The 24308-nt window shown below is 45.6% G+C and carries 27 protein-coding genes and 2 tRNA genes; 7 read left to right on the top strand and 22 right to left on the bottom strand.

Annotated features, from left to right (window positions below; translation table 11 throughout):
• Window positions 1-41: 41 nt before the first annotated feature.
• From MGMO_RS05930 to MGMO_RS05880, 11 genes are all read right to left on the bottom strand, one after another.
• Complete coding sequence (locus MGMO_RS05930; RefSeq protein ID WP_023494130.1) at window positions 42-692, bottom strand: hypothetical protein; 651 nt, start codon at window positions 690-692, stop codon at window positions 42-44.
• Window positions 693-856: 164 nt separating this feature from the next.
• Window positions 857-1690, bottom strand: a complete 834-nt coding sequence (locus tag MGMO_RS05925) for a hypothetical protein (protein ID WP_023494129.1) — start codon at window positions 1688-1690, stop codon at window positions 857-859.
• Between the two features lie 29 nt (window positions 1691-1719).
• The gene (locus MGMO_RS05920) at window positions 1720-2955 is read right to left on the bottom strand and encodes a tyrosine-type recombinase/integrase (protein WP_023494128.1); all 1236 of its coding nucleotides are present in this window, start codon (window positions 2953-2955) and stop codon (window positions 1720-1722) included.
• Window positions 2956-3119: 164 nt separating this feature from the next.
• A tRNA-Cys gene (locus MGMO_RS05915) sits at window positions 3120-3193 on the bottom strand.
• Between the two features lie 53 nt (window positions 3194-3246).
• Window positions 3247-3321, bottom strand: a tRNA-Gly gene (locus MGMO_RS05910).
• Between the two features lie 59 nt (window positions 3322-3380).
• Window positions 3381-3863 carry a hypothetical protein gene (locus tag MGMO_RS05905; protein ID WP_023494127.1) on the bottom strand — a complete coding sequence of 161 codons (483 nt, stop codon included), beginning with the start codon at window positions 3861-3863 and terminating at the stop codon, window positions 3381-3383.
• Window positions 3864-4108: 245 nt separating this feature from the next.
• Complete coding sequence (locus tag MGMO_RS05900) at window positions 4109-5704, bottom strand: hypothetical protein (RefSeq protein ID WP_023494126.1); 1596 nt, start codon at window positions 5702-5704, stop codon at window positions 4109-4111.
• A gap of 87 nt (window positions 5705-5791) precedes the next feature.
• A complete protein-coding gene (locus tag MGMO_RS05895; protein WP_023494125.1) occupies window positions 5792-6598 on the bottom strand; it encodes an ABC transporter permease in 807 nt (268 codons plus the stop codon).
• Complete coding sequence (locus MGMO_RS05890) at window positions 6595-7359, bottom strand: ABC transporter ATP-binding protein (RefSeq protein WP_023494124.1); 765 nt, start codon at window positions 7357-7359, stop codon at window positions 6595-6597. Before MGMO_RS05890 ends, MGMO_RS05895 begins: the two co-directional genes overlap by 4 nt.
• Complete coding sequence (locus MGMO_RS05885) at window positions 7356-8318, bottom strand: PQQ-dependent catabolism-associated beta-propeller protein (RefSeq protein WP_023494123.1); 963 nt, start codon at window positions 8316-8318, stop codon at window positions 7356-7358. The genes MGMO_RS05890 and MGMO_RS05885 overlap by 4 nt, the downstream gene beginning before the upstream one ends.
• A complete protein-coding gene (locus MGMO_RS05880) occupies window positions 8311-9528 on the bottom strand; it encodes an ABC transporter substrate-binding protein (protein WP_036307077.1) in 1218 nt (405 codons plus the stop codon). The genes MGMO_RS05885 and MGMO_RS05880 overlap by 8 nt, the downstream gene beginning before the upstream one ends.
• Window positions 9529-9679: 151 nt before the next feature.
• On the opposite strand from MGMO_RS05880, the gene MGMO_RS05875 reads away from it, so the two are divergent.
• The 3 genes from MGMO_RS05875 to MGMO_RS05865 all read left to right on the top strand — a co-directional run bounded on the left by MGMO_RS05875 (window position 9680) and on the right by MGMO_RS05865 (window position 13101).
• Window positions 9680-10102: a PilZ domain-containing protein gene (locus MGMO_RS05875; RefSeq protein WP_023494121.1), complete on the top strand. Its 423-nt coding sequence runs from the start codon at window positions 9680-9682 to the stop codon at window positions 10100-10102.
• Window positions 10103-10184: 82 nt separating this feature from the next.
• The gene (locus MGMO_RS05870; protein WP_023494120.1) at window positions 10185-11021 is read left to right on the top strand and encodes an MOSC domain-containing protein; all 837 of its coding nucleotides are present in this window, start codon (window positions 10185-10187) and stop codon (window positions 11019-11021) included.
• Window positions 11022-11436: 415 nt separating this feature from the next.
• Window positions 11437-13101, top strand: coding sequence for a glutamine--tRNA ligase/YqeY domain fusion protein (locus MGMO_RS05865; RefSeq protein ID WP_023494119.1), 1665 nt, complete (start codon window positions 11437-11439; stop codon window positions 13099-13101).
• A 268-nt stretch (window positions 13102-13369) separates the two neighbouring features.
• Here MGMO_RS05865 and MGMO_RS05860 read toward each other — a convergent pair whose 3' ends face one another.
• The gene (locus MGMO_RS05860; RefSeq protein ID WP_023494118.1) at window positions 13370-14959 is read right to left on the bottom strand and encodes a GGDEF domain-containing protein; all 1590 of its coding nucleotides are present in this window, start codon (window positions 14957-14959) and stop codon (window positions 13370-13372) included.
• Between the two features lie 274 nt (window positions 14960-15233).
• On the opposite strand from MGMO_RS05860, the gene MGMO_RS05855 reads away from it, so the two are divergent.
• Window positions 15234-15674 (top strand): universal stress protein, encoded by a 441-nt coding sequence (locus tag MGMO_RS05855; protein WP_023494117.1) that lies wholly within the window; start codon window positions 15234-15236, stop codon window positions 15672-15674.
• An 85-nt stretch (window positions 15675-15759) separates the two neighbouring features.
• Entirely contained in the window at window positions 15760-16191 is a 432-nt protein-coding gene (locus MGMO_RS05850; protein WP_023494116.1) for a TM2 domain-containing protein, read from the top strand.
• Window positions 16192-16272: 81 nt separating this feature from the next.
• Here the strand turns inward: MGMO_RS05850 and MGMO_RS05845 are convergent, their stop codons facing one another.
• From MGMO_RS05845 to MGMO_RS05815, 7 genes are all read right to left on the bottom strand, one after another.
• Window positions 16273-16476: a cold-shock protein gene (locus MGMO_RS05845; RefSeq protein WP_023494115.1), complete on the bottom strand. Its 204-nt coding sequence runs from the start codon at window positions 16474-16476 to the stop codon at window positions 16273-16275.
• A 146-nt stretch (window positions 16477-16622) separates the two neighbouring features.
• Window positions 16623-17033: a CBS domain-containing protein gene (locus MGMO_RS05840; RefSeq protein ID WP_023494114.1), complete on the bottom strand. Its 411-nt coding sequence runs from the start codon at window positions 17031-17033 to the stop codon at window positions 16623-16625.
• A complete protein-coding gene (locus MGMO_RS05835; RefSeq protein WP_023494113.1) occupies window positions 17030-17380 on the bottom strand; it encodes a P-II family nitrogen regulator in 351 nt (116 codons plus the stop codon). The genes MGMO_RS05840 and MGMO_RS05835 overlap by 4 nt, the downstream gene beginning before the upstream one ends.
• Window positions 17381-17416: 36 nt before the next feature.
• Entirely contained in the window at window positions 17417-18178 is a 762-nt protein-coding gene (locus MGMO_RS05830) for a DUF1538 domain-containing protein (protein WP_023494112.1), read from the bottom strand.
• Entirely contained in the window at window positions 18175-18909 is a 735-nt protein-coding gene (locus MGMO_RS05825) for a DUF1538 domain-containing protein (RefSeq protein ID WP_023494111.1), read from the bottom strand. Before MGMO_RS05825 ends, MGMO_RS05830 begins: the two co-directional genes overlap by 4 nt.
• A 122-nt stretch (window positions 18910-19031) precedes the next feature.
• On the bottom strand, window positions 19032-19703 hold the full coding sequence (locus MGMO_RS05820) for an alpha/beta hydrolase (RefSeq protein WP_023494110.1): 672 nt from the start codon (window positions 19701-19703) through the stop codon (window positions 19032-19034).
• 43 nt (window positions 19704-19746) lie between these two features.
• Window positions 19747-20157 (bottom strand): GFA family protein, encoded by a 411-nt coding sequence (locus tag MGMO_RS05815; protein WP_023494109.1) that lies wholly within the window; start codon window positions 20155-20157, stop codon window positions 19747-19749.
• A gap of 171 nt (window positions 20158-20328) precedes the next feature.
• On the opposite strand from MGMO_RS05815, the gene MGMO_RS05810 reads away from it, so the two are divergent.
• Both MGMO_RS05810 and ribA read left to right on the top strand, forming a co-directional pair.
• Window positions 20329-20946, top strand: a complete 618-nt coding sequence (locus tag MGMO_RS05810) for a class I SAM-dependent methyltransferase (RefSeq protein ID WP_036307081.1) — start codon at window positions 20329-20331, stop codon at window positions 20944-20946.
• Window positions 20947-21131: 185 nt separating this feature from the next.
• Window positions 21132-21737, top strand: a complete 606-nt coding sequence (gene ribA, locus MGMO_RS05805) for a GTP cyclohydrolase II (protein WP_023494107.1) — start codon at window positions 21132-21134, stop codon at window positions 21735-21737.
• Between the two features lie 40 nt (window positions 21738-21777).
• On the opposite strand, the gene nhaD is transcribed toward ribA, so the two are convergent.
• The 3 genes from nhaD to MGMO_RS05785 all read right to left on the bottom strand — a co-directional run bounded on the left by nhaD (window position 21778) and on the right by MGMO_RS05785 (window position 23929).
• Window positions 21778-23214: a sodium:proton antiporter NhaD gene (gene nhaD / locus MGMO_RS05800; RefSeq protein WP_023494106.1), complete on the bottom strand. Its 1437-nt coding sequence runs from the start codon at window positions 23212-23214 to the stop codon at window positions 21778-21780.
• A gap of 276 nt (window positions 23215-23490) precedes the next feature.
• Window positions 23491-23751, bottom strand: coding sequence for a type II toxin-antitoxin system RelE family toxin (locus MGMO_RS05790; protein WP_023494105.1), 261 nt, complete (start codon window positions 23749-23751; stop codon window positions 23491-23493).
• Window positions 23741-23929 carry a type II toxin-antitoxin system Phd/YefM family antitoxin gene (locus MGMO_RS05785; protein ID WP_023494104.1) on the bottom strand — a complete coding sequence of 63 codons (189 nt, stop codon included), beginning with the start codon at window positions 23927-23929 and terminating at the stop codon, window positions 23741-23743. Before MGMO_RS05785 ends, MGMO_RS05790 begins: the two co-directional genes overlap by 11 nt.
• Window positions 23930-24308: the final 379 nt, after the last annotated feature.

Genomic DNA, 24308 nt, shown 5'->3' with positions numbered 1-24308 from the left:
CTAATTGTTTTATAAAGATATATTTGATTTACAAAGTAAAGTCAGAGTTTACGCTGTAAACTAAGATTTTCTTTCCAAGCCCTTACGTAGCTTTCCAGCGTCGACCGTTTTGGTTGTGGATTAGCATTTTTCCAAACTTCGCTTTTTTCTAGTAATATGGCTGCGTCTGTTGCTTTTTTATTGGGGTCGATGTTTTTTTCCCAGTAATCCTTCAACATACCTTTAGTGATTTCAAATTTATCAATCCGGCCTTTGTTTGCTCTTTTGGCTGATACAATTACATTGGTTTGTCTTATGTGACCGCTCATTTCATAAGCAGACGACATCCCTAATAACTGATTAGCAAAAGTCATTAGCCTTCGTTTATCGTTTTGATTTATTGCTAAATATCTACTGGCCTCGCAGCAAGCCAACGCTAGTGCCAATACAATTTCCGCACATACTTTGTCATTTAAGAGGCTTTTACTACGTTCTAAATCGAATTTATCAGTTAACTTATCAACATCCATACATGCGTTACCCATCAAAATCCTTCTACTACCGTCAAAAATTTTCTTTTTTCTATCTACATCGTTTTCGGTTATCTGATTGATTTTGTAGAATACTGATTCTTCAAGACACTTTAAATCATCAGAATCTATTAAAGGACTCATAAGAGCGTCAACAATCTTATCTCGTGCTGATCTAGTCATTTACACTCCGTCAAAGTGATAAACCGTCCTGAAAGGAATAACCGGAAACGGGGGACGAATCCCGCTTGTTGCCCCGCGAAGGCTATCCGGCTTAAGTTATTGTATCAGGTGATTTTATTTTGAGCAGATCAAATAATATAAATCCTAAGTTATAGAAATAACTTTTAAGGTTTGGTATCTTGGCCTGTTGGTATGCCTAAAAATCCCCTTACTATCCAACCAACTATCCATGAAAATAGCCAAATAAAAATCAAACCTCCAAAGACAATAAGTAGGCATTCTTTGATATTTTCCAAACGAACTGACCATACTTCACTATCAGCCCATTCTTCATCGGCTTTATAAAGTTTGAAGCTATCAGCTACTTTCTTGGTATAACTTGATACTTCATTGGAATATTTCTCGAATCCTACATACTGGCTTTGTATTTTGCTATCGTCAATGCTAGCAAAAACCTTGGCAGTACCACCTAATTCGTCCTTTGAGGTCTGTTTTTGTTCCTTAGATTGCACTTGTAGCTTAGACAGTTCGGAATAATTTGTTTTTGCGTAATCAATAACATCCTGCTCTGTCGTGCCTTCTGGTGCGGTTATATCAAATTGTTTACCGTCTGGGCTGGTCACACGGTATTTATGTAATACATGAGTTTCTGTGGTTGAATTAAGTTCGGCCAATATTTTTGGATCAGTTACTTTTTTCCAAACAGGAATTAATTTCTTGCCACCATTAATAACTTTTGCTTTAAAGCAAAGTGTCGCACTAACTTCTGTTCCTGTATTTGTGTAGGCTGAAACATATTCTGTTGCGTCTTCATTCTCGCACCCATTATTTTTACCATTCATTCTTATTGGCACACTACCAGGCGAGTCCACTTGAAAATACGTACGAAGGTAAGGGCTTTTGATACTTTGAAATTGAAGTATTAACCCACCTATAACCCAAAGCACCGCTATTAACTTGGTAATCCTTCGTGCGCCTTCAAAAATATTTATTCTCATAGAAAGCCCCAACTTTGCAGTATTTTTGTTTATGCCGTGGTGCGAAACGGCAGCACGACTGCGCCTGCCTTCAAGCCGTCCAGGTAATCCGCCCAGGTTTGCATCATTGCATGGCGTTCTTTCAGGTGGGCAGTGCGGTTGTAGGCGCGTCCATTGGGGTCTCTAACGGCATGGGCTAGTTGATGTTCGATAAAATCAACCCGTACCCCCAGCACTTCATCTAAAATAGTCCTAGCCATAGCCCTAAAGCCGTGGCCTGTCATTACGTCTTTACCGTAACCCAGGCGTTTCAAGGCTGCATTGATGGTATTCTCGGACATACACCGATCACCCCTAGGTGTACGTTCAGACGGAAACACATAGCGACCATGCCCTGTTAACGGCTGCAATTCTTCCAATATTTTTATGGCTTGGCTTGATAACGGTACGATGTGCTGAACGGCGGTTTTAGAGACAAAATATCGCCATTCTTTCGCCTCAAGGTGTATGTGTTGCCATTCTCCGGTGCGTAATTCGCCAGGACGTACAAACACCAAAGGCGCGAACTTTAAGGCACATAGGGCAGTGAATGAACCTTGATAACTGTCAATTGCCCTTAGCAGTTCTGCAACTTGCTTGGGTTCGGTTATGGCGGCGAAGTGTTCGCCTTTGGCTACGGGTAACGCACCACGTAAGTCCGGTGTTATATCCCGATCAACCCTTCCAGTTGAAACGGCATAGCGGAAAACCTGCCCACATATTTGCAGGGTACGGTGGGCGGTCTCTATTGTGCCGCGATCTTCTATGCGCCTTAAGCAAGCTAGAATATCCTTTGGCAATATATCTGTTATCGGCTTACCGCCCAGCCAAGGAAAGATATTGCGTTCCAGCATACGTTTTGAGCGGTTGTTTTTGTCATCCCAATTATCTACTTTCTTTTGTCCCCATTCACGGGCGATTATTTCAAAGCTGTTTTCAGCCAGTGCTAACCTGGATGCTTTAACGGCTTTTTTGTTTTCGCTTGGGTCTATGCCATCGGCAAGTTGCTTCCTGGCTTCTTCGCGCCTTTGTCTGGCTTGGTCAAGGGTCACATCGGGGTACTTTCCTAGAGCAAGCAGTTTTTCAGTACCCCCAATCCGATACTTAAGCCGCCAATACTTTGACCAGCCCTTTATTCCTGGCATGACATGGAGATAAAGACCTTTGTCGTCTGACAATTTAAAAGCCTTGCCCAGTTTTGCCTTGTCGCCCTTGTGGGCGTTCTTACATGCGGTATCTGTTAGCATTTGGGGGTATCACCTTCTTTGAAAATGAAAGTACCCCCATTTTATACCCCCAATAAACTTGGATGTCAACACATCCCAATGCACTTCATTGGACAATAATACGGCATTAAGTGCCTTAAAATAAGCTACTTATGGACTTTGTTGGGACTTGTTGAATCGAGGGGTGGAGGCTGCGGCCGGAATCGAACCGGCGTACGCGGTTTTGCAAACCGATGCATAACCATTTTGCTACGCAGCCTTACAATCACTTGAAATAAAAAAGCCGCGACTTACACGCGGCTTTTTGTTTTTTGGAGCGGGAAACGAGGCTCGAACTCGCGACCCCAACCTTGGCAAGGTTGTGCTCTACCACTGAGCTATTCCCGCACTATGTTAACCAGTCAATTATCGATTTTTTTTAAGTAAGTGTCAATCTATAGTTCTTGTTATTGCACATCAATCGCGAGCACCCACCCGTCCTTGTCTTTGCAATCACCATCTAAGACCTTAACTTTTACGAACATTTTTTTATTTCCGCCAAAATCGGAAAACTCCATCACTTCAACCGGTGTTCCTATCGGCATGTGTTGGCATGGGGCCTTTCTGTCGTCTTCTTCGCTATCATCATACGCAGCCAATGTCCCTGGCACCGGAACCAATCGGACTGTGGCACTAGGATCTACGGTATTGGGGGCCTTTAAGGCGTATTTTTGACCTATTGCCAAGTCTTTAACGGTAGGGCCGGAAACCGTGCTTTTGGATCCGCCGCCGCTCATCATTAATATCAATAAGGGCAAAAACACGGCTATTAAAATGCCATAGAAGGCTTTGGGGTTTTTTTCTTTTAAGCCCATAAAAACAGTAAGCTGGCTGCTTATGGTCGTTTTTAGTGAGTCTACTGCCTTGTTCACATTGTCTTCGTTACTCATTTCTTTTCCTCATGGTTTGTAATTTTTTATTATTAACTTTTACTTTGCGTTATCGCAAAGTGTTAAATATCTGGTGTTGCAACTATATTACTTAAGTAAACTTCTGTTAAGACCGACCCTTCAGATTGGCTGAAAATAACAGCCTACTTTGCCCTGCCTACTCACCGAACCAACTTACCACGAAGTAAAAACTTTTCAAGTGATTTGTTTGTTGCCCACACAAAAATGCAATTGCGTTATTAAAATCAAATAAAGTCATAGCCTTTTTTGGGTTGTTCTTGGCCAGCTTTTGTGGCGACTCGGTTACATTCAAATTGCCAATACCCTAAACCTACATTTTTCTTATTTTTTAAAATAAGGTAAATGATTTCCTGGCCAATCTGCATTTTAACAACATCGCTCTCCTTCAACATGAAGCTATCGACCACTAAAAAACTGGAATCATCCAATTGGCCTTCAGCGTTATAAAAAAGACCTTTAAGAGGTATTTCCTTTTCGGTCGCATTGTGCATAGCATAGTAAACGGCATGGTAGTTCATCGTAATGATGCTTACCCCAAAACTGATTTTGCCGCTTTGCTTTGCCACGATCAGTTCGTTAACGATGGCTAAAGTGCGTCTTGAATCTGGCTGGTCAGCCCTCCTAAAGCTGATCAAATTACCTACCGACAACATGCCTGGCTTACTGAAAACACAAAACAATAACCGGTCAGACTCCGATTGGGCCAAGTTTTCCTGATTATTTTCACTTTTATTGATGAATTTGTCCTGGGATGGGCTTGAACCCTGTAGGCTGTGGGCGGATGCCATCCCAATGGACATGTAGCGGTCTAAGCGATCAATAAAAACGGCTTCTTTTTGGAGTTCAAGCCCCAACCACCTTTGCTCCAGGTATTCGAGCAGCTCGAGAGTTGGCTTCTCCTCTTGATTTTTCATGTGTATTGAGGCAAAGCGGGTTTGGCCCAAGTTAACGAATTTTTCCTTTTTTTCTAACGCCCTATAAAGGCCTATTAAATTGACATAGAGTGTCGCCGAATCCCTGGCGGTGTGCATTTCAACTTGCACGAAAGGCGGCTTATCCTCGTCAGTCAAGATCGCAAACTGATATTGTTGCCCCTCAACGGCTTCAGCACTTAGATTAAAGAAAGGAAATAAGTTTTCAATAAAGCCATACACTTGAATAATTTCTTTTTGCATCAATCCGGTGGGCCTCGACAGGCTGAGCAAAATGATCTGGCGGTAACATTCTTCTGGGCTGCTCGTCTTAGTGTTCAAATTTGTGGCATCAGGGACTTTTACGGTATCCTTTTTAATCTTAATGCTCAGTTTGTATAATGAATGCAAATCTATCCATACCCAATCCGGGATCGGCAAACCCATAAGATAATGGCTGACGACAACACTGCTTAGCCCTTTAATACAGCGTTGCAAGGCCAACGCCAGGTTTTTCCCTTGAAACCAACCGACTTGTCGGTGCGTGAGTTCTTTTAGGACGACCCAATAGCCAATGGTGAATTCCCGCTCAATCTCGGTCAGGACTTGGAGAATTTTTAAGTCGTTATCTTCTTTCGGGAAAGCGGCTTTTATCAATCGGGAACGCAAATAATCTTCAATGATAAGAATTTTGGGGCGAATTTGCTCTAAGGTATCCAGCCGCAATTGAAACGGCATGGACAGGGAATTAAAATCGACAATAAAATCATGGAGCAACCGAGTGGCTAATCCTGGGTTGGCGGTCGGCAGCTCAAATAACCATTGCTCCAACGCTTTTTGTTCAAATTCTTTTAGCCGTCCATGCTTGGTTTCTTGCGCTGGAATAACAAGAAAAAATGAGTTTTTCACCTATTCACCGTTAATATCTTTGTTCCCTATGGTTTAGCGCCAAAGCCGGACATTTCATCTTTTGAGAAATATTTTCCAAGCCCAAACTCATCCTGATCCGCCTTTTCTAGTCATCATTCCTTTAGAAGGATTATAACCCAAGATTGCCAGTGTCATAAAAACAATAAGAGCGGCAAGGGTATAAACGAAGGCAGTTTGATTAAACTGCCCATACAAAGCATACCGAATCAACTCAACGGCCTGGGAAAACGGGTTATATTCCGCAAGCCGATACAACAAGGCACTGGATTCTTTGATTTTCCATAAGGGATACAGCGCCGTGGACATAAAAAACATCGGGAAAATCACAAAATTCATTACCCCGGCAAAGTTTTCTAATTGCTTAATGAATGACGACAACAGCAAGCCCAACGCACCCAACATTAAGCCTGACAGGGTTAACGCTGGCAAAATCCAACCAAAACCCGGTATTGGCGGGCGAATCTCATAACACCAAGCAATGCCCAGAAATACATAGACCTGTAAAATGGAAACTGCCGTGCCTGCCAATAACTTCGACAACAGCAAAAACCAACGTGGTAACGGGCAGGTCAACAGGATACGCATACTGCCCATTTCGCGGTCATAGACCATGGACAACGAACTTTGCATCCCGTTGAACAGCTGGATCATGCCGCATAAGCCCGGCACGATGTAGACTTCGTAAAGAATATAGGTTTCATAAGGTGGACTGATCGCCAGCCCCAATGCCGACCTGAATCCCGCCGCAAAAATGAACAGCCACACCAAAGGCCGCACCAAAGCGGACACAAAGCGTTCGCGCTGGGTCACGAAGCGCCAACATTCCCGCCAGATGATGCCCCACATCGCGCGCCAGTAATGCAGGAATTTCATTCTTGCGTTCCTTGCGTTAAGGCATAGAAAGCCTCTTTAATCGTCGCAACACCTGTTTGTTGCAGTATTTCAGCAACGGATCCAGCCGCCTCTATCTGGCCTTTGTGCAAGATAATCAACTTATCTTCGGGGAATATTTCGTCAATTAAATGCGTTGCCCATAATACGGCGATATTTTCATCCTTAGCCAAGTGATGGACGTACTCGACAATGTCCTGACGGCTTGGCACGTCAAGCCCAACTGTAGGCTCATCCAGCAATAACAAGCTGGGTTTATGCAATAAAGCGCGGGCAATCTCCACCCGCCGCCGATGGCCGCCATTCAATTGGCGGATTTTTTCCTTACGTCGTTCGTACATGTTTAGCCGTTCCAATTCCTGCTGGATACGCTGTTTGGCAAACTTGCCGCCCATGCCATGCAAGGCTGCGTGATAATCCAGATTCTGCATCACCGTCAAGTCCATATCCAAAGTGGATTGCTGGAATACCACGCCCAAACGGCCCAATGCCTTGCTAGTTTGCTTTTTGATGTCGAAGCCACACAACTCGATTCGACCGCTACGGGCATCGTACAGCCGGGTAATGAGAGCAAACAAGGTACTCTTCCCCGCGCCATTGGGGCCCAATAATACGGCGCATTCGCCCGCCTGGATCTCAAAACCGACGTGGTCTAACGCTTTTTTGCCACCGTATGAAAAGCTCAAGTCTTTGACAGACAAGGCTGTAGCCCGGCTATCTATTTGGCTAAAAGCTAACTTCATGGCTTAACGGCAACGCCCCAAGGAAAATTGCCAACGCCTACGGATTTGGTGACGGTTTGGCTATCCAAGTCAATAATGGAAATATCGTTGCTCACGCCATTGGTGGTATACAAGCGTTTTTGGTCGGGCGAAAACGCCAAGTTCCAAACCCGTTGTCCAACCAGCAAATATTTTTCGACTTCATACGTTTGTGCGTTAACCACTGCCACGCGATTGGCGGGGCCTAATGCCACATAACCGAGTTTGCTTTCTTTGTCGATGACGACACCGACAGGTTGAACCTTGTCTTTGGCTACGCCTTGGATTTCAAATGTAATGCGCTTCAATATTTGTTTCGTATTGGCATCGACTATGGTCAAGGTGCTGCCCATTTCTGATGTCGCCCAAGCAAATTTACTGTCGGCTGTAAATGTAACCGCGCGTGGACGCGCATCCACCAGTGTATTCTCAACAATCTCGTTGGTTTTGGCATCGATCCAGTGCAGCATATTCGTTGTTTCAGACGCACTTATCACCCAGCGGTTATCGGGGCTAACGGTAATCCCTTCCGGTTCAACCCCCACTTTAATCTGTTTGATGACTTTCTTTTTGGCAATGTCGATAACCGTCACCATGCTGTCGTCCTCATTAGACACATAAAGGCGGTCGCCTTTGGGATTGAGCGCAAATGTCTCTGGATCATCACTCGACGGCAATGTCCCGATTTCCTTTAAGGTTTCGGCATCGATCATCTTGACCGTATTGTCGTCGCTGACGGCTATGTACAAAACCTTATTATCTGGGCTGACGACGATGCCGCGTGGCCGTTGGCCGATTTCCACGGTTTTAATCAACTCGCCTTCCACCGGATCGATGAGCGCCAAGGCATTGTCTTTTTCCAGGGTGACAAACACGGTTTCCGCTTGTGCTGAAGCCGCCAATATCAACGATAAGACACTGCTTATAACTTGCTTATTCATGTGCTTTACTCCATTGGCATCCGGTTTCCGGCTGGTCGTAGCCCAAGGTATCCAGTTCGGTTTTAGGATGCAGAAAACCTTCAATCGGCGCAACCGCGACTAATGATCGGGGTGCAGCCAGCAAAACGGGTTGCCGTAGCTGATTGTCCCAAGGCCGGAACGATAGCGGCGTCCCCTTATAGCCTTGAAGGGCAAATGGGTCGCTTAGCAAATAATCTTTGATTGGCTTCAGTTCATTGGATTTCGTGCGGGTTGCTGCTTCACCAATCGACCGTACGGCTAAATAAGCACCATAATCCTGCTCTTCCATCCAACGTCCGGCTTTCTCCTTAAAACGGTTTTGGATTTGCGTCGCGCCCCATTGCTCATGGGTTCGATGCCAGGATGTCGCCACCAAGCCTTGTGTGCCGATCACAGGCCGAGGAATCCAGGTGCGGTAATCCAGATACTCCCCAAACTGGCCTTGCTCATCGGCAACCACCAATACATCGTAATCCTCGTCAATTTGGGTAAATACAGCGACATCGGATTGCGCTGTCCGTCTGGCATCAAAGGTGTGTTCCCAGGGCTTTTCCTGGACTATCTTCATGTTAAATTTTTTTGCAGACCGTTTGATGGCTTCTGCATAGCGTTTGTCTTCCTCAGTCGCACCCACTACCAGAAACCACTTCGTCCAGCGCTTTTTCATCAGGTACTGTGCGAGTGCATCGGTGCGCATGGCTCGGCTGGGCAAAAGATGCAGCACGTTCGCCCGACAATCCTTGTTACGCAAGGCATCATCGACGGTTGCGGCATCAAACAACAAAATGTCTTTTGCTGCATCCAAATCAGCGACCTTATTGGTTATATCAGGCGCCAAATTAGTGACGACAAAAGCAAATTTTTTTGCGATATTCTTGTTGAACACCTCTGCAACATCCCCTTCTGCCGGAACAATAAATTTTTCCAATGAGAAGGTTTGTTTAGTATATTCCCCTGTCGTGTTGTTATCTTCAATTGCAAGCTCAGCCCCAAAAACCCCTTTATTTTCGACAATGGGATCAAGATTAGATAAAGGCGGACGCACTTTCTGGATTTGCATCAAATAAGCAATCTTGATATCCAGGTTTCCTTTTTTCGTCGTCTTCGCAAAAAGGAAATTGGGGACAGCTAATTGCAATACAATAAAAGAAACCGACATGAATCGGGAAAAGAGTTTGGTTGATCGCATTTTTAGGGCAAACTTAACGGACAAGTGTTAATTTTAACGGATTAAGCAAAATATTTTATGTTAATCCCAAAGTTTAAAGCCAAAATTTGAAATATATCGCTTTAAGGTCAATACTTACACTCACTCCCCTTATCAGACCCTCATCATTTCAATGTCAATCCCCAATCAACCCCCATCGACTGATGGCAAATGGTTTAACAAGGAAATTCCAAAGCCATTCAAGTCCAACCAACGCAAGAGTACCCGCTATATTAGGAACGATATTGGCATTACGTTACGCAAAATAGGCCTATTAAACCTTAGGTTCCTAAAAAACAGGGACATCCCCGTAAAGCTGGTAGACATCAGCAGCAGGGGAGTAGGTGTCTTGATAGCCACGCACTTGCGGCTCACCTTCAATAAGAAAGTCGTATTAATTATCCGATTTTTTGACTTTAAAGAATTTGAAGTTGCAGGCACAGTTGTACGCGTATCACCCGGCATTGTACAGATTTATGGCATCAAATTTGATCATTTAAACAATGAACTGGCAGATTACTTATTGAAGACGCAAACAAAATTATCATTCAAATAACCATAAAAGCCCAAGCCGTTAGGCAACGGCCGCTCAACGATTTGGCAGTATTTTGCCGTTCAAATGGAACGTGACCGCCGCTATGACAAGCATTGTACTCAGCGATATTTATATCTATCCCGTCAAATCGCTTACAGGGATTAGCGTGTTGCGTTGCCCTGTGGTGGAAACGGGCTTAAAGTACGACAGGAAATGGATGTTGGTCGATTCTGAACGTCAATTCCTTAGCCAGCGGCGGTTGCCCAAAATGGCTTTGATAAAAACGGCCCTCACCGAAAAAGCGCTTATTCTGTCTGCACCCGGTATGGACGATATGACCCTGCCGCTAGAACCAACGACAAGCGAGATCGTCCCTAGCACTGTCTGGCACGATCAGGTGGATACCATCGCCGTATCGGCTGAGGCCGATGAATGGTTCAGCCAATTTCTCAGCATGGACTGCCGATTGGTCTTCCAGCCGGATTCTGCAATCCGTCCTGTAAACCCCGATTTTGCCCAGCCAGAGGATCAGACCGCACTGTCGGATGGCTTCCCATTCCTACTGATATCGGAAAACTCGCTGGTCGCATTGAATCAAGCGATGCAGCTTGAGTTGGCTATGATACGCTTCCGACCTAACCTTGTGGTGTCGGGCTGCGAAGGCTATGCCGAAGATTTTTGGCGTGACATCACGATTGGGAATATTGGCTTTCGCTTACCTAAACCCTGCTCGCGATGTGCTGTGCCAACCATCAATCCAGAGACAGGGGAATCCGGCAAAGAGCCGCTTACCACGCTTAATCGCCTCAGAAAATGGCAGAATAAAGTGTATTTTGGACAAAATGCCTTGCACAATGATCTAGGCGTGCTATCCGTAGGCGATAGCATCCAAATCAACTTGACGGGATCTCAACAGCCACCACTGTCATTGCCGGCATAGGGTTTTAAGCGACCACTTACCCATCTCTGGCGTACCGGCCCCTAAAATGCCGATTTAATCGGACTGCACGCAGTCAGAATCTAGGCCTGCATGTCCAGACTGCCAAGGAAAATTATCGGCCTGACTGTAACCATGAACAAGTTTTGGCAAGCTTTGGATACCCGGTCAAATGTCCCATAAGGTGTTATGAGATCAAGTCGGCCTTGAAAAAGCCAGCAGACGACAGGAATTTTTCTCGCCATGAATCTAAAAACCCTACTTAAGCGCCGCAGCTTTACTGCATTAATCAATTACAGTAGTATTTCAACTACAGTAGTATTTCAACAAAAATAAGACATCACCCTAATCCCGAACTATTTATGCTACGCTGTTTTGGTGTATTCTTGCTCCCAACACTTCCAACTATATAGACCTAATGTCCCTAACCGATAACCCAATTCCGGCTAATTTTATTCGTCATATCATTGGCGACGACCTCAAGAGCAACAAACATAGCAGTAAGGTTGCCACCCGGTTTCCGCCGGAACCGAACGGCTACCTACATATCGGCCATGCCAAATCCATCTGTTTGAATTTTGGGCTTGCCGCCGAAAACAACGGCACCTGCAATCTTCGATTCGACGACACCAACCCCGAAAAAGAAAGTATCGAATACATGGAATCCATCGAACGGGACGTGAAGTGGCTGGGCTTTGACTGGGACGGCCTATTCCATGCCTCCGATTACTTCGAGCAGTTGTACCAATATGCCGAACAACTTATCAAACAAGGCCAAGCTTACGTCGACAGTTTATCGCCTGAGGAAATCAGGGTTAATCGGGGTACGCTCACAGAGCCGGGCAAAGAAAGTCCAGATCGCCATCGTCCCATCGAAGAAAACCTGGATTTGTTCCGGCGCATGCGGGCAGGTGAGTTTGCCGACGGCCAGTATGTCTTACGCGCCAAGATCGATATGGCATCGCCGAATATCAACATGCGCGATCCCGTCATTTACCGGATACGCCGCGTCCATCACCATCGTACCGCCGATGCCTGGTGCATTTACCCCATGTACGATTACACCCATTGCATTTCAGATGCCTTGGAAGGCATTACCCATTCTATCTGTACCTTGGAGTTTGAAGATCACCGCCCGCTTTACGATTGGGTTTTGGAACAACTCAAAACCCCTTGCCACCCACAACAAATCGAATTTGCCCGCTTGCAATTGGAATACACCATCGTCAGCAAACGTAAACTCAATCAACTGGTGATGGAAAAACATGTCAACGGCTGGGACGACCCGCGAATGCCAACCATAGCAGGGCTAAAACGGGCGGGCGTAACCCCAAAAGCAATCCGCGAATTTTGTGAACGCATCGGCGTGACCAAACAAAACTCCTGGATCGAAATGTCGGTGCTGGAATACTGTATCCGTGAAGACTTGAACGAAAACTCTCCACGGGCAATGGCCGTCATGAACCCGTTGCGGTTGGTGATAGACAATTATCCTGACGGCAAAACCGAGCAATTAGTCATCGGCAATCATCCGCAAAAACCGGAACTCGGCAACCGCGATGTGCCCTTCAGCAAGGTGATCTTGATTGAACAGGATGACTTTGCAGAAATTCCTCCACCGAAATTTAAGCGCTTAGTGAATGGCGGTGAAGTTCGGTTGCGCGGCGCTTATGTCATCCAGTGCAATGAAGTGCTCAAAGACGATAACGGCAATATCGTCGAACTACGCTGTACTTACGATCCTGATACGCTCGGCAAAAATCCCGAAGGCCGCAAAGTTAAAGGGGTTATCCATTGGGTCTCCGAACAACACGCCTTACCAGCCGAAATTAGGCTATATGACCGCTTGTTTACCGTGCCTAATCCCGACAATGAAGCCAATTTTCTGGATGTATTAAACCCTGATTCCTTACAAATCCTTAGCGATTGCCGCGTTGAAACCAGCCTGGGTAAGGCCACAACCGATAGCCGCTATCAATTTGAACGGACGGGTTATTTTTGCCTTGATAGCAAAGACAGCGTGGATGGCAAGCTGGTATTTAACCGCACTGTGACCTTGCGGGATAGTTGGGAAAAAGATTGAAACCCATAAAGGTGTTCTGCTTACTGATTCATGTCGAAACAGGGCGGACGATCAATACCGTTAAGTTAAGAAAAATAGCTCCCTCTCCTGCTGGAGAGGGCCGGGGTGAGGAGAATAAACGCAGGAAAATTCCTTAAAATCCCCCCTCATCCTAACCTTCTCCCTCAAGGGAGAAGGTACTTGAGAGCTTAACTTAACGGCATTGGGTGGACGATACCTCACCCCTCATAAGCAACAGGCTTTGTCATTCCCCCTGAATAGCGAGTGATCAAAGAATGCAGCACTGATTACGGCCTAATTCTTTAGCACGGTACAGCGCTTGGTCTGCCCTTTCAAATGCGGTCTCATGGGTATCGCCTTTAAAAAGCTGCGTAATCCCGCATGAAATGGTGACGCTAAGCGTTGTGTCGTTTGTTGTCAGTTCACTTTGCTCGATAAGGGAACGTAACTTTTCGGCCACTTTGATGGCCGAATGCTTGTTAGTGTGGGGCAATAACATCACAAATTCCTCGCCGCCAAAGCGGGCAACAAAATCCGCTCGCCTGATGTACTTGGTAAATTGGCTGGCAACGTGCACCAGCACTTTGTCGCCGACTTGGTGGCCGTATTGGTCGTTAACCTTTTTAAAATAATCGACGTCCCAAACCACTAGGCACAACGGCGTGTGATAGCGTTGCCAGCGGGATATTTCCATTTTTAGGCGTTCCTCATACGCCAATCGGTTCGGCAAATCTGTCAACGTATCGCGTAGCGCATTCGTGTTGGCGACGATCAACTTTGATTGGAGTTCGCCAGTTTCGGATTCCATCGTCTTTATCTTTTGGCTCAACTCTTCGAGTTGGCATTGGTACTTTTCGCGTTGGACCGCCTCTTTTTGCTTATGTTCTTGGATTTCCTTGGTAATCTGGGAAATGTGCGAAGTAATGGCCTGCTTCAACGGTTCCAGTTGGGTCGCACTACTGGATCGGTTTTGCAAATCGTTCATTTGGTCAGAAACCGATTGATCCAGCTTGCTTCTGCTGAAACTGGCATCCATCAAGGCGATGCCCGAATCAGTGACAGCCAAACCTAACGCAGTGAGTTGATCGCTGATATGGTTGAGGAATTTATCGATATCCTGTTGTTTCGGCTGGTTGTTGGCATTGATTTCTATCAGTAGGGAAATCACGTTATCCATCGTGGATTCAAAAGACAGCGTCGCCCCCTGGCTTGTCAATTGTTGCTTTATTATTTGCGCTTTCTGGGTGGACGCTTCGGGAATTTCAATGTGTTCAAACAATTGCACCAATTGGGCACTCACGAAAACAGGATCAATCAAATTCTGGTAGGCCTGGTTTTCTTCATTGGCCAGCTCGTCCGGCTCATTGTCAACAGGCCTGGCCTCTTCGGCATCAATAATCTTGGCAATGGCAGAAAATAACCGTTTGGGATCATCCAAGGGTTGGCAGCTTTTTTTAAGCAAGTTCAAATTCTGCTGTTGTTTATCCGAGGTATAGTGCTGAAGCAGAAAATCAAACAACAGGGAAACATCACTGCCCTGTTCTTGATGATTGCTTGCGGATGCACTCTTAAGCCGACTAAGGGCATCGGTAAATTTTTCAAGTTCGGTTTTAAGCTTAGTGCTATCCACGCCATTTTTTATGTGGCTCCGGATGCGTTCCAGGTAAGGTTCTAGTTGCGGGTCAACTCCTGACGCGGCAAAAGAAAGACGGACGACGGTTTTGCACAACAGTTCCTGTTCTACTTTGAATGCCTTTTCTGTCTGATCTTGCGCATCAAGTAAATTCAGATACTTATCTTTCCATTTATCTTGGTCACTGTCGTTATTCTTATCTGAAGACTTACTGAAAAAACCCATCGAATAGACCCCATTGATAAACGAATGCTAACGCAACAATTTGCTATACAAATATAGTCGTTCACCTAAGTTTTGTCCAAAAGGGCGACATTCTCTAATCGTTTACAAACTAGCGATTTATTTTTTAGGCCGACGTTTGCAATAGGCCGCCCTACGATGACCAGGACAACTAATCCGCAACCTTCCGCATTGCCTTGTTGTGCTTTTCGGGTTCTGGCTTTATTATCAACCTAATTTTACAGGCCCAATTGTGGGCTAAAAAATGGGGGTGAGCATGGGTATTTATAAACACATACTATTGGCTGTCGATTTTGATCAGGCCGAACTTATGGCAAGCAGGGCTTATGCCCTCGCGAACATCTTCAACGCCGAACTTAGCTTGATCCACGTAGTCGACAGTATGCCGATTCCCGATGCGGGTTACGGCCTGGACACAGTTGTGGACGTGGATTTAACGCACGAAATGATTGCAGCCTCCAGAAAACAACTTTTGGGTGTTGCACAAAAGTTAGGCATACCTGAAGATCGCCTTTGGGTGGAGATGGGTAGCCCAAAGCTCGAAATAACCCGCGTTGCCGAAGAGAACCATATTGACTTGATTGTGGTCGGTTCTCACGGACGGCATGGGTTGGCTTTATTGCTGGGTTCAACCTCTAACGGCGTCCTCCACCACGCCCAATGTGATGTGCTGGCCGTGCGGCTAAAAGATGATTGATGATGCCCATCCATTTGCAATAGGATGCGTAATGCGGAATATACAATAACAATAAAATGACACCAACATATTATAAGGCGGATTAATGATAGGCGTTATCAAAGACTATGATCCTGAAACCCAAACCGGCTCCATAAGCAACGGCAAGGAAGTTTTTCAGTTTGAAATAAATGGCTGGATCGCAGGCGCGGCACCGGAGCAAGGCGACAATGTTAAATTTGACCTTAGAGGGGTTAAACCCTACAACATCAATCTTTATGCCGCTTCCCTCGACAAAGGGGATGCCGTCAAACGAAAATGGGTTGCGATATTATTGGGATTTATTTTCGGCTGTGTCGGGGCGCATCGTTTTTATCTAGGGTATTACCGCCTTGGTGTTATCCAACTCATCGTCAATACTTTGCTTATCCTCGTTGCCGGTTTGCCGGGTTATGCATTCCTTTGGGGATTTGTTGAGGCGATATTGATTCTAGGCGGCCATATCGACAAAGACGGCCAAGGTAGGCCGTTGAAATAAAGTCACGCTGTATGCCAATAAAAAAGGCTTTGTAGGTAACTACAAAGCCTTTTTTGCTCTTCTCAAACGGGACGATGCCGCTTATTTAGGTACAACATTGACTGCGGTTAAGCCTTTTGGACCCGTTTCAATTTCAAAACTGACGGACTGGCCTTCATTCAAGGTCTTGAAACCTGCCCCTTGAATAACAGAATGGTGGACAAAAACATCTTCGCCACCTTCAGAGGGTGCAATAAACCCAAAACCTTTGGTGTTGTTAAACCACTTTACAGTGCCTGTGGCCATATCAAAAACTCCTATTGTAATAACTTACGGTTAACGCAGAACGACAACATTGATAACCGGACAACCATTTATAGCGGTAATACCTTTAATTCAACATCCCATTTCTGGTCGGGCGCTATTGTACTGATATTTTTCGCTAGATGCTATTATTGGATGATTTTATACAAGCCGTCCAGCACCAGGGAATTTGGGCTGACGATCCCGATCACGGTACGGTTATCGATCACTGGGGCACGAACCAAGTTATAGTCTGCAAACAAGCGCGAGCAATAGCGAATATCCATATCGGGATGGACTGAAATCACGGGTTTGCTCATGATTTCATAGACATTGACCCGATCCGGCGCACGGTCTTTCGCCAGGACGTGCCGGGCAATATCCCCGGACGTAATCAAGCCGTACTCATCATCTTCGTGACGTTTGTTGACCACTAGCACAGCGGTTTTGAGGGATTTCATTTTTTTTAGTGCATCATCGACGGTGGCGATGCCATCTATCGTACCAAAATCGGTTTTCATGACATCCTTGACACGGATGACAACGCGGTTTTCTATCATAGTTTATCCTCGAGTTCTTGGGTTAATTCTTCAACCTGGTGCATGACGCCAATCGCATCTTCGACATCTATTTGAAAAGCGATGCCGGTACCGGGCTTGCTGTCAAATTCAGCCGCTTTTGAAATTTTCTCCAATATATGGCGGCTTAAGCGTTCTTCGACCAGAAATAACAACACGTCACGTTGGGTATCCAAGGTCAAGCCAAAAAATGTTTTCGATTGTTTGATGCCTTCGCCACGGGCATGGTTGATAACCGTGGCGCCTTTTGCGCCATTGGCACGGGCGGTATCAAGAACCAGGTCGGTTTTATCATCTTCGACGAAGGTTATAATCAATTTAAAATGCATGGCGATCTCTAATATTTAAATTATTTAAATGAAAATCTATTTTTTGCCTATCCAGTGGGCAATTTGTGCGTAGGTTAACACAGTAATAATAGGAAATAGGCTGGCAAAAGCGATCAAACCGAATCCATCCAGGGCAGGGCTACGGCCAGGTATAGCCTGTGCCAACCCCAAACCCAATGCCGTTACCAACGGGACAGTGACCATTGAGGTGGTCACTCCACCGGAGTCGTAAGCCAGCCCGATAATCATTTTGGGTGCGAAAAATGTTTGTATGACCACTACCACATAACCTACGACAATAAAATGATACAGTTGCATCCCAGTAACAATTCGGAAAGTACCCAGGGCTAAGCCAAAACCAACCCCGATGGCAACCGCAATCCGGAATCCCCAAGGGCGAATCGTCCCACCTGAGATTTCTTCAGCCCTAATCGCAACAGCAAGTAAAGCGGGTTCGGCTAATGCCGTGGCAAAACCGATACTGGCAGCAAAGCCGTAGACCCAGGAATACGTTTGCCAAGCCACACCTTGCTCTAACGGATTAATGCCTAAAAATTCCGGCGTCGTCAGCTGTGATGCCATCAAGCTGCCGAGCGGGAATAAAGCCAACTCCAAGCCTTCCAGGAAAAAAACAATGCCCAGTAAAACATACAGGAAACCCACCAGCGTTTTTTTGAGATGGGGCAAAGGCCGACGAATAACCAATAGCTGAAAACCGATAATAACGGTAGCAATGGGCATAATATCCCGGCAAATTTCCAGCAGCTTTGTTGCAAAATGGACTATCCATTCAATCATCTAAGCATCCCGTAAGCCATGACAAAAATCATCGGGGTCAATGAGGCGAAAACGACCAGCCCGAAGCCGTCCGTCATCGGGTTACGGCCTTTGATCGCAGTGGCCAGCCCTACGCCAAGGGCAGTCAACAATGGTACGGTAATGGCAGAAGTGGCGATACCACCTATATCATAGGCTATGCCAATTATTTCAGCAGGTGCAAAAGGCGTTATGACTGCTATGCAACCATACGCGCAGAAAATCGGATAATAAACAGGCCAGCCTCGGATAATCCTTAATACCCCTATTAAAATGGCTAAGCCAACGGAAAAAGCGACGGTTATACGTAACCCCAAAGCATAGTTATTTTGGGCCGTCTGGCTTCGTTCAATAATCTTGCCCGCGCTAGCTATTTCGGCCGCTTTTGCAGCAACCGCCATCAATGCCGGTTCTGCAATAGCAGCACTAAAACCGAGACAAAATGCAAAGGTAAGTAACCAAAATAGGCTGCCTTTACGGGCAAAGGCATAGGCCATAGACTCGCCCAAGGGAAAAAGGCTTTGTTCTAGCCCTTGAATAAAAAGGGTAAGGCCAAGGACGACAAATAAAGTACCGGTAATTAAACTGAAAACATCGGCTACGGGTTGGCGAATGACCAATATTTGGAACAATAAAACGACAGTAAGTATCGGCGCAAGATCGAGAAAACCATTGAATAATTGTTTTAAAAAAGGGCTAATAAGCTTAAGCATCTAAGTATTTGAGCCTAGAAAGGAGAGTTAATCAACCCTTGAGTTAATTTTAAGCAGCAAACCCTACCCACTATTGCCGCTCCTATATAGAATAGCTTGAGTTAGCGTCTCGTAGTAATCAACTAAATAAAAATCAAATTCATAAAAGCCGACATGTGCAGTATTTCCTCGGCACAAACGGAATGCTCCATTAAATAATCATGCCATTCAATGCAATATCCCAAGCTTGTTAGGTTATCGAATGTCAATTTTCCCGCCTCTATAGCGATAACGCCATCAAGGATGCCGTGCGCCATAAAAATAGGGGTCGTTTTGCCAGCGACGGAACCTTCGCTGCGTAATTGATCTATAGTGGGCAGATACGTGGACAACGCCAAAATTCCTGCCAATTTTTGGGGGTATCTAAGGCCCACATGGAGGGCGATTGCCCCACCTTGGGAGAACCCCGCCAACATGATGTTTTCAGCAGTTATGCCCTTATCAAGCTCCTTCTGGATCAGCTTCTGGACAAGATCCGCCGATTGATAAATTCCCGGTATATCAACCGTATGTTTTTCCAAAGACATCGCCAAAATATCGAACCACGCCCGCATTTTCATGTGGTTGTTGATAGTGACGGGCTGAATGGGTGCATTTGGGAACACAAAATGGATATTAGCTTCAGCCTTCAACTGCAAGCTAGGGACAATACTTTCAAAATCATGTCCGTCTGCACCCAAGCCATGTAGCCAGATGACCGAATATTTATGGGTTGAGGTCGGTGTGATGTTGATGGTGCTAAGTTCTGGGTGCATGTAACGTCCGTAATCTTGAATAGGTTGCGATAAATATAGCCAACTAAAAGGGATTGCCTTCAAATTTTGGCAAATTGGGATCCATCACAACCCACGGCTGGGCATCGCTTACCCATATATCCTTTTCTGGTTTGTAAATGCTGGGATCGTCAAGCGTAACGGCGGATATCGGCCTAATCTGCGGAAAGCCACTGTTCCTTACGAACAATGAAGTGCCGCATTCTGGGCAAAAAGCGCGGTGCATCTTATTACCGCTGGCAGCGATAGTGATGAATTCCTTATAAGCCCCCGAAACGGTAAATGCAGCCTCAGGCACGATGAGGATCGCTAAATAGGGAGCGCCCGACGATTTTTGGCACGTTCGACAGTAACAATTGGCTGTCCTTAACGGTTGGGCAGAAATTTCATATCTGACCATTCCACATAAACAGCCGCCGGTAATCGGGAGTTTCATGACTGTCCTCAATCGTTTATGAACATGTTAGGCTTTCGTCTGGGATAATAGTTCAAGGGGGTTAATTAAGCAACCAAACCCACGCCATTGCCCATCTTCCTGGACATTATCATTTGGTGAAAACCAGACAAGCAATGTAATATGCTGGCATTAATCAACCTCAGATTTTTTATGAAGCCCGACAGCACCGTGATCAGAAAACGCTACGACCGGATCGCGCCGTTTTTTGACCTACTGGAAGCCCCCATGGAAGGCCTTTTTTTCAGGCAGTGGCGGGAACGGCTTTGGGCAAAAGCCGTTGGTTATCACATCCTGGAATTGGGGGTAGGCACAGGCAAAAATTTCGATTATTACCCCAAAGATGCCCGAATCACCGCGATTGACTTCAGCCCGAAAATGTTGCAACAAGCCACGCAGGCCAAAAGCCGGAAGAATATCCAGGTCGAACTGGCCTTGATGGACGTGCAATCCCTGAGCTATGCCGACAACAGTTTCGATACCGTCATCGGTTCGTTCGTATTTTGCTCGGTGCCGCTACCCATAAAAGGCCTTAAGGAACTGCACCGCGTCTGCAAGCCTGGAGGACAAGTGCTATTGCTCGAGCACGTTATCAGTTCAAACCCCATCCTTAGCAGGCTTATGAAATTATTGAACCCTGTCGTCGTTCAACTGTTTGGTGCCAATATCAACCGGGACACGACCAAAAATGTCAAAGCCTGTGGATTTTCATCCGTGCGGATTGACGAGCGTAGCAGTGATATACTCAAACTGATTGAGGCGACGAAGTGACTAAATATCTTCCAATGGGTGCAGGTATGTTTCGCCCCCTGTCTTAAGAAAGAAGGTTGGGACGGCGATGGAAACGCCCCAATAGTATCATTGCTATCAGGCATCAAACCCACTGATACAAAAACCACCCTGCCCGAGCCGTTAATTAGGTAAAATAGAAAAGAAATCTCAGACTAGCCAACTCCGTGAACCCACACCTAGACGATTTAGTACAAACGCCCATCCCCACCCGGCACGGCGAGTTCATCCTGCACTATTACAGCAACACCATCGACGACAAGGAACATATCGCCCTGGTCAAAGGCGACGTTGCCAATCAGGAAAACATTCCGGTACGTATCCATTCCGAATGTTTTACCGGCGACGTATTAGGCTCCAGGCGCTGCGATTGCGGCGAACAGTTGGCAATGGCGATGCAAATGATTAGCGAGGCAAAGTCGGGAGTCTTGATCTACCTACGCCAGGAAGGGCGTGGTATCGGCCTGCTGAAAAAACTGCAAGCCTATAATTTGCAAGACCAAGGCTTGGATACCGTCGATGCCAACATTCAGTTAGGGCATCTTGCCGATGAGCGTGAATACAGCGTGGCCGCCTTAATCTTGGAAAGCCTGCAAGTCAAATCCATCCAACTCATCACCAACAACCCCAAAAAAATAGATGCCTTAGAAGAATTAGGCATCCATGTGGTTAAACGGATTCCCATTGAAGTGACCGCCCACAAGGACAATCTCGATTACCTCAAGACTAAGGCCAAGAAAATGGCGCATATTTTGTTTGAACCGAAAAAATAAACTTTAGCCTATTGCCATACTCAATTCACGGATTTTTTATTCAAAAATATTCCCCATTGAGCCAGAAATGGACAACAATGCTGGCAAAATAACCCAGCAAAATAATGGGCATCCAACGCATATGTCCGGTAAACGTATAATTGCCCTTCATATAGCCCAGCATCCCGACACCTGGCCCTGATCCAATCGCCAGCAAACTACCACCAACCCCCAAGGTTAGGGTCAATAACAACCACTGGCCAGAAGAAAGGTTTGGATGCATGTTCAACACAGCAAACATCAACGTGCCGTTATCAATGAATGCCGACGATAAACCGATGGCTATATTTGCCATTGTCGGGCTCATTTGCCCAAACAAAAACTGGGCAACCGCATCGAGATAACCAACAAAGCTCATTGCCCCAATAATCATCATCGCACCATAAAAAAACAATAAGGTATCCCAATTGACCCTACCGATATTCCTAAAGACATCGAATCCCTGTGGGTCGTCGATGCGTAGCGTTTTTAATTTAAAAAAGCTGTAGGCATCGCCGCTTTCTTCTTTCCTGGTGCCGCTGGTTTTTATTAAGTAGTAAATGAAAAGCTGCAACAGTCCCAAACCAGCCATCATTCCGGCTGCCGGGGGTAATTCCAACACGACGTTACCGCTTACGGTAAGCACTAAGGTAACGATAAATAGAGCAATAATGCGCCATGTACCCCGCTTGAGCAGAACGACATCCTTAACGGACACGGGCTTTCCATTCGGTGCCCAAAATTGCATGACGACGGCTGGCACGAGATAATTAACCAGGCAAGGAATAGCCAACAAGAAAAACTGGCCAAAACTAAGGATGTTGCGTTGCCAAACAAATAAAGTCGAAACCCCCCCTAACGGGCTGAAAGTGCTACCGGCATTTGCGGCGCACACAATATTGACGCAGGCCAGGCTAATAAATTTTGGTTCCCGCTTCCCAACAACCATGACGATTGAACCCATCAACAAACAGACGGTCATGCTGCTTATCACCGTTGACAACAAAAATGTCAAACCACCCGTGATCCAAAATAATTGTTTGTACGTGTAACGCCTACTCAACAAATAAATCTGCAACGTGCGAAATATGCCGCACTCTTCCATGGTATTGATATAAGTCATGGAAACCAAAATAAACAGCAGCAACTCAATATAGGCTAAAAGATTGCTCTCAAATGCCAGCGCTGCCATTTTTGCTTGCCCATGCTGCGCGTAGTAACAACAAATAACAAACCACACCAAAGCCGACCCAAACACCATGGGTTTCGATTTACGCAGTTCAGTGACATCCTCCGACATCGCTGCAATATAAGCCACGACAGTAATTGCTATAGACAAGTAACCGATGACATGATGGGTCAAATCCGGGCTAACTGTGGCCGTTAGATTGCCTCCCGCATCTGCAATCACTAAGGAAGGCACAAATAACAAGGACAAGGCTAATAATAGAGGGTTCATGTTGCTGGCGTTGGCAGAATTGGTTGATTGCACTAAAGTTTTCAAAACAAAGTTTCCATTCTTCAGTTTTCACCGAATTATGGAAAGCATAGTCGTTAAACTTAAATGTGTAAGCCAGGTTTCCCAAATTAAAACCCAATATTTTTCGAGGCCTTATTATTTGGAGTTGCTGCCCTTAACTGGAGAAGGCTAAATTCTTAGAATAGTGCAAGAGACGTTAGCCGTATTTCAGCGTATGTTTACCACCGCAAAACACAAAGTTACTGCGATCTTAAGTTAAACAACATTGTTTTCCCGTTTGCCAACGGCGATGACGAAAACAATGATGTCTTGGTCATCAACCTCATAAACCAAGCGATAACCGGACAAGCGTAGTTTTATTTTGTAAGCAGAATCGAAATCGCGTAACTTATTGGCAGGACTATGCGGATTTTCCAGGCATTTTTCGAGTTTCGTCTTAAACTGGGCTTTAACGCTGTTGTCCAGCTTTTCCCGCTCTTTCTTTGCGCTGGGCAGGAATTTAAGCCTATAAGTCATCCAGCGCCACTTCAACCGCCAATGGCTTTTCCGCTTGTCGTTCCTTTACAATTTTACCGAGTTCGTAATCTTCCAGTTTTTCCAGCAACCGCTCATAAACAGCCGCCGGCACCAAATAAGCCGTCGGCGAATTATGGTTAAGGATCGCAATAGCGTCGCCTTCGGCCTTATTCAGCAAGGCAGAAGATTTTTTTTGAGTTCGAAAATGCTCGCGCTAAATGAAGCCAGGATTTGTTGCATAAGACACCCGAATAAGCACTAAATTAAGGGCTTATTTTAGAACTTTATAGCACTTGGCAAGGATAAATGTGTTATGCAGTTGTGTAGGGTGCGTTTTACGCACCATTTGCTGCATTGATTGCACACAGCTAAAGGGGCGAAAATATTATTTAAATTAATCCAACAATCTATGCTTTTCTAAGTTTTTACCTTCTTTTACTAACATACATATATAAGCCCTATCATTCCAGTCTTCGTATACAACGACAGAGTGAGTAAGGGCTTTATTCTTACATTCCACAAGACCTTTAACTCTACCAATCAACCTTTCATCTTCT

The organism is Methyloglobulus morosus KoM1 (assembly GCF_000496735.2).
Lineage (GTDB): Bacteria > Pseudomonadota > Gammaproteobacteria > Methylococcales > Methylomonadaceae > Methyloglobulus > Methyloglobulus morosus.
The sequence above is the reverse complement of the archived record's forward strand: the minus strand, read 5'-3'. Positions and strand labels throughout refer to the sequence as shown.

Excerpts from the sequence above, each read along its gene's own strand:
- MGMO_RS05930 (WP_023494130.1), bottom strand. The coding sequence starts at position 692 with ATGACTAGATCAGCACGAGATAAGATTGTTGACGCTCTTATGAGTCCT.
- MGMO_RS05925 (WP_023494129.1), bottom strand. The coding sequence starts at position 1,690 with ATGAGAATAAATATTTTTGAAGGCGCACGAAGGATTACCAAGTTAATA.
- MGMO_RS05920 (WP_023494128.1), bottom strand. The coding sequence starts at position 2,955 with ATGCTAACAGATACCGCATGTAAGAACGCCCACAAGGGCGACAAGGCA.
- MGMO_RS05905 (WP_023494127.1), bottom strand. The coding sequence starts at position 3,863 with ATGAGTAACGAAGACAATGTGAACAAGGCAGTAGACTCACTAAAAACG.
- MGMO_RS05895 (WP_023494125.1), bottom strand. The coding sequence starts at position 6,598 with ATGAAATTCCTGCATTACTGGCGCGCGATGTGGGGCATCATCTGGCGG.
- MGMO_RS05890 (WP_023494124.1), bottom strand. The coding sequence starts at position 7,359 with ATGAAGTTAGCTTTTAGCCAAATAGATAGCCGGGCTACAGCCTTGTCT.
- MGMO_RS05885 (WP_023494123.1), bottom strand. The coding sequence starts at position 8,318 with ATGAATAAGCAAGTTATAAGCAGTGTCTTATCGTTGATATTGGCGGCT.
- MGMO_RS05880 (WP_036307077.1), bottom strand. The coding sequence starts at position 9,528 with ATGCGATCAACCAAACTCTTTTCCCGATTCATGTCGGTTTCTTTTATT.
- MGMO_RS05875 (WP_023494121.1), top strand. The coding sequence starts at position 9,680 with ATGTCAATCCCCAATCAACCCCCATCGACTGATGGCAAATGGTTTAAC.
- MGMO_RS05870 (WP_023494120.1), top strand. The coding sequence starts at position 10,185 with ATGACAAGCATTGTACTCAGCGATATTTATATCTATCCCGTCAAATCG.
- MGMO_RS05865 (WP_023494119.1), top strand. The coding sequence starts at position 11,437 with ATGTCCCTAACCGATAACCCAATTCCGGCTAATTTTATTCGTCATATC.
- MGMO_RS05860 (WP_023494118.1), bottom strand. The coding sequence starts at position 14,959 with ATGGGTTTTTTCAGTAAGTCTTCAGATAAGAATAACGACAGTGACCAA.
- MGMO_RS05855 (WP_023494117.1), top strand. The coding sequence starts at position 15,234 with ATGGGTATTTATAAACACATACTATTGGCTGTCGATTTTGATCAGGCC.
- MGMO_RS05850 (WP_023494116.1), top strand. The coding sequence starts at position 15,760 with ATGATAGGCGTTATCAAAGACTATGATCCTGAAACCCAAACCGGCTCC.
- MGMO_RS05845 (WP_023494115.1), bottom strand. The coding sequence starts at position 16,476 with ATGGCCACAGGCACTGTAAAGTGGTTTAACAACACCAAAGGTTTTGGG.
- MGMO_RS05840 (WP_023494114.1), bottom strand. The coding sequence starts at position 17,033 with ATGATAGAAAACCGCGTTGTCATCCGTGTCAAGGATGTCATGAAAACC.
- MGMO_RS05835 (WP_023494113.1), bottom strand. The coding sequence starts at position 17,380 with ATGCATTTTAAATTGATTATAACCTTCGTCGAAGATGATAAAACCGAC.
- MGMO_RS05830 (WP_023494112.1), bottom strand. The coding sequence starts at position 18,178 with ATGATTGAATGGATAGTCCATTTTGCAACAAAGCTGCTGGAAATTTGC.
- MGMO_RS05825 (WP_023494111.1), bottom strand. The coding sequence starts at position 18,909 with ATGCTTAAGCTTATTAGCCCTTTTTTAAAACAATTATTCAATGGTTTT.
- MGMO_RS05820 (WP_023494110.1), bottom strand. The coding sequence starts at position 19,703 with ATGCACCCAGAACTTAGCACCATCAACATCACACCGACCTCAACCCAT.
- MGMO_RS05815 (WP_023494109.1), bottom strand. The coding sequence starts at position 20,157 with ATGAAACTCCCGATTACCGGCGGCTGTTTATGTGGAATGGTCAGATAT.
- MGMO_RS05810 (WP_036307081.1), top strand. The coding sequence starts at position 20,329 with ATGAAGCCCGACAGCACCGTGATCAGAAAACGCTACGACCGGATCGCG.
- nhaD (WP_023494106.1), bottom strand. The coding sequence starts at position 23,214 with ATGAACCCTCTATTATTAGCCTTGTCCTTGTTATTTGTGCCTTCCTTA.
- MGMO_RS05790 (WP_023494105.1), bottom strand. The coding sequence starts at position 23,751 with ATGACTTATAGGCTTAAATTCCTGCCCAGCGCAAAGAAAGAGCGGGAA.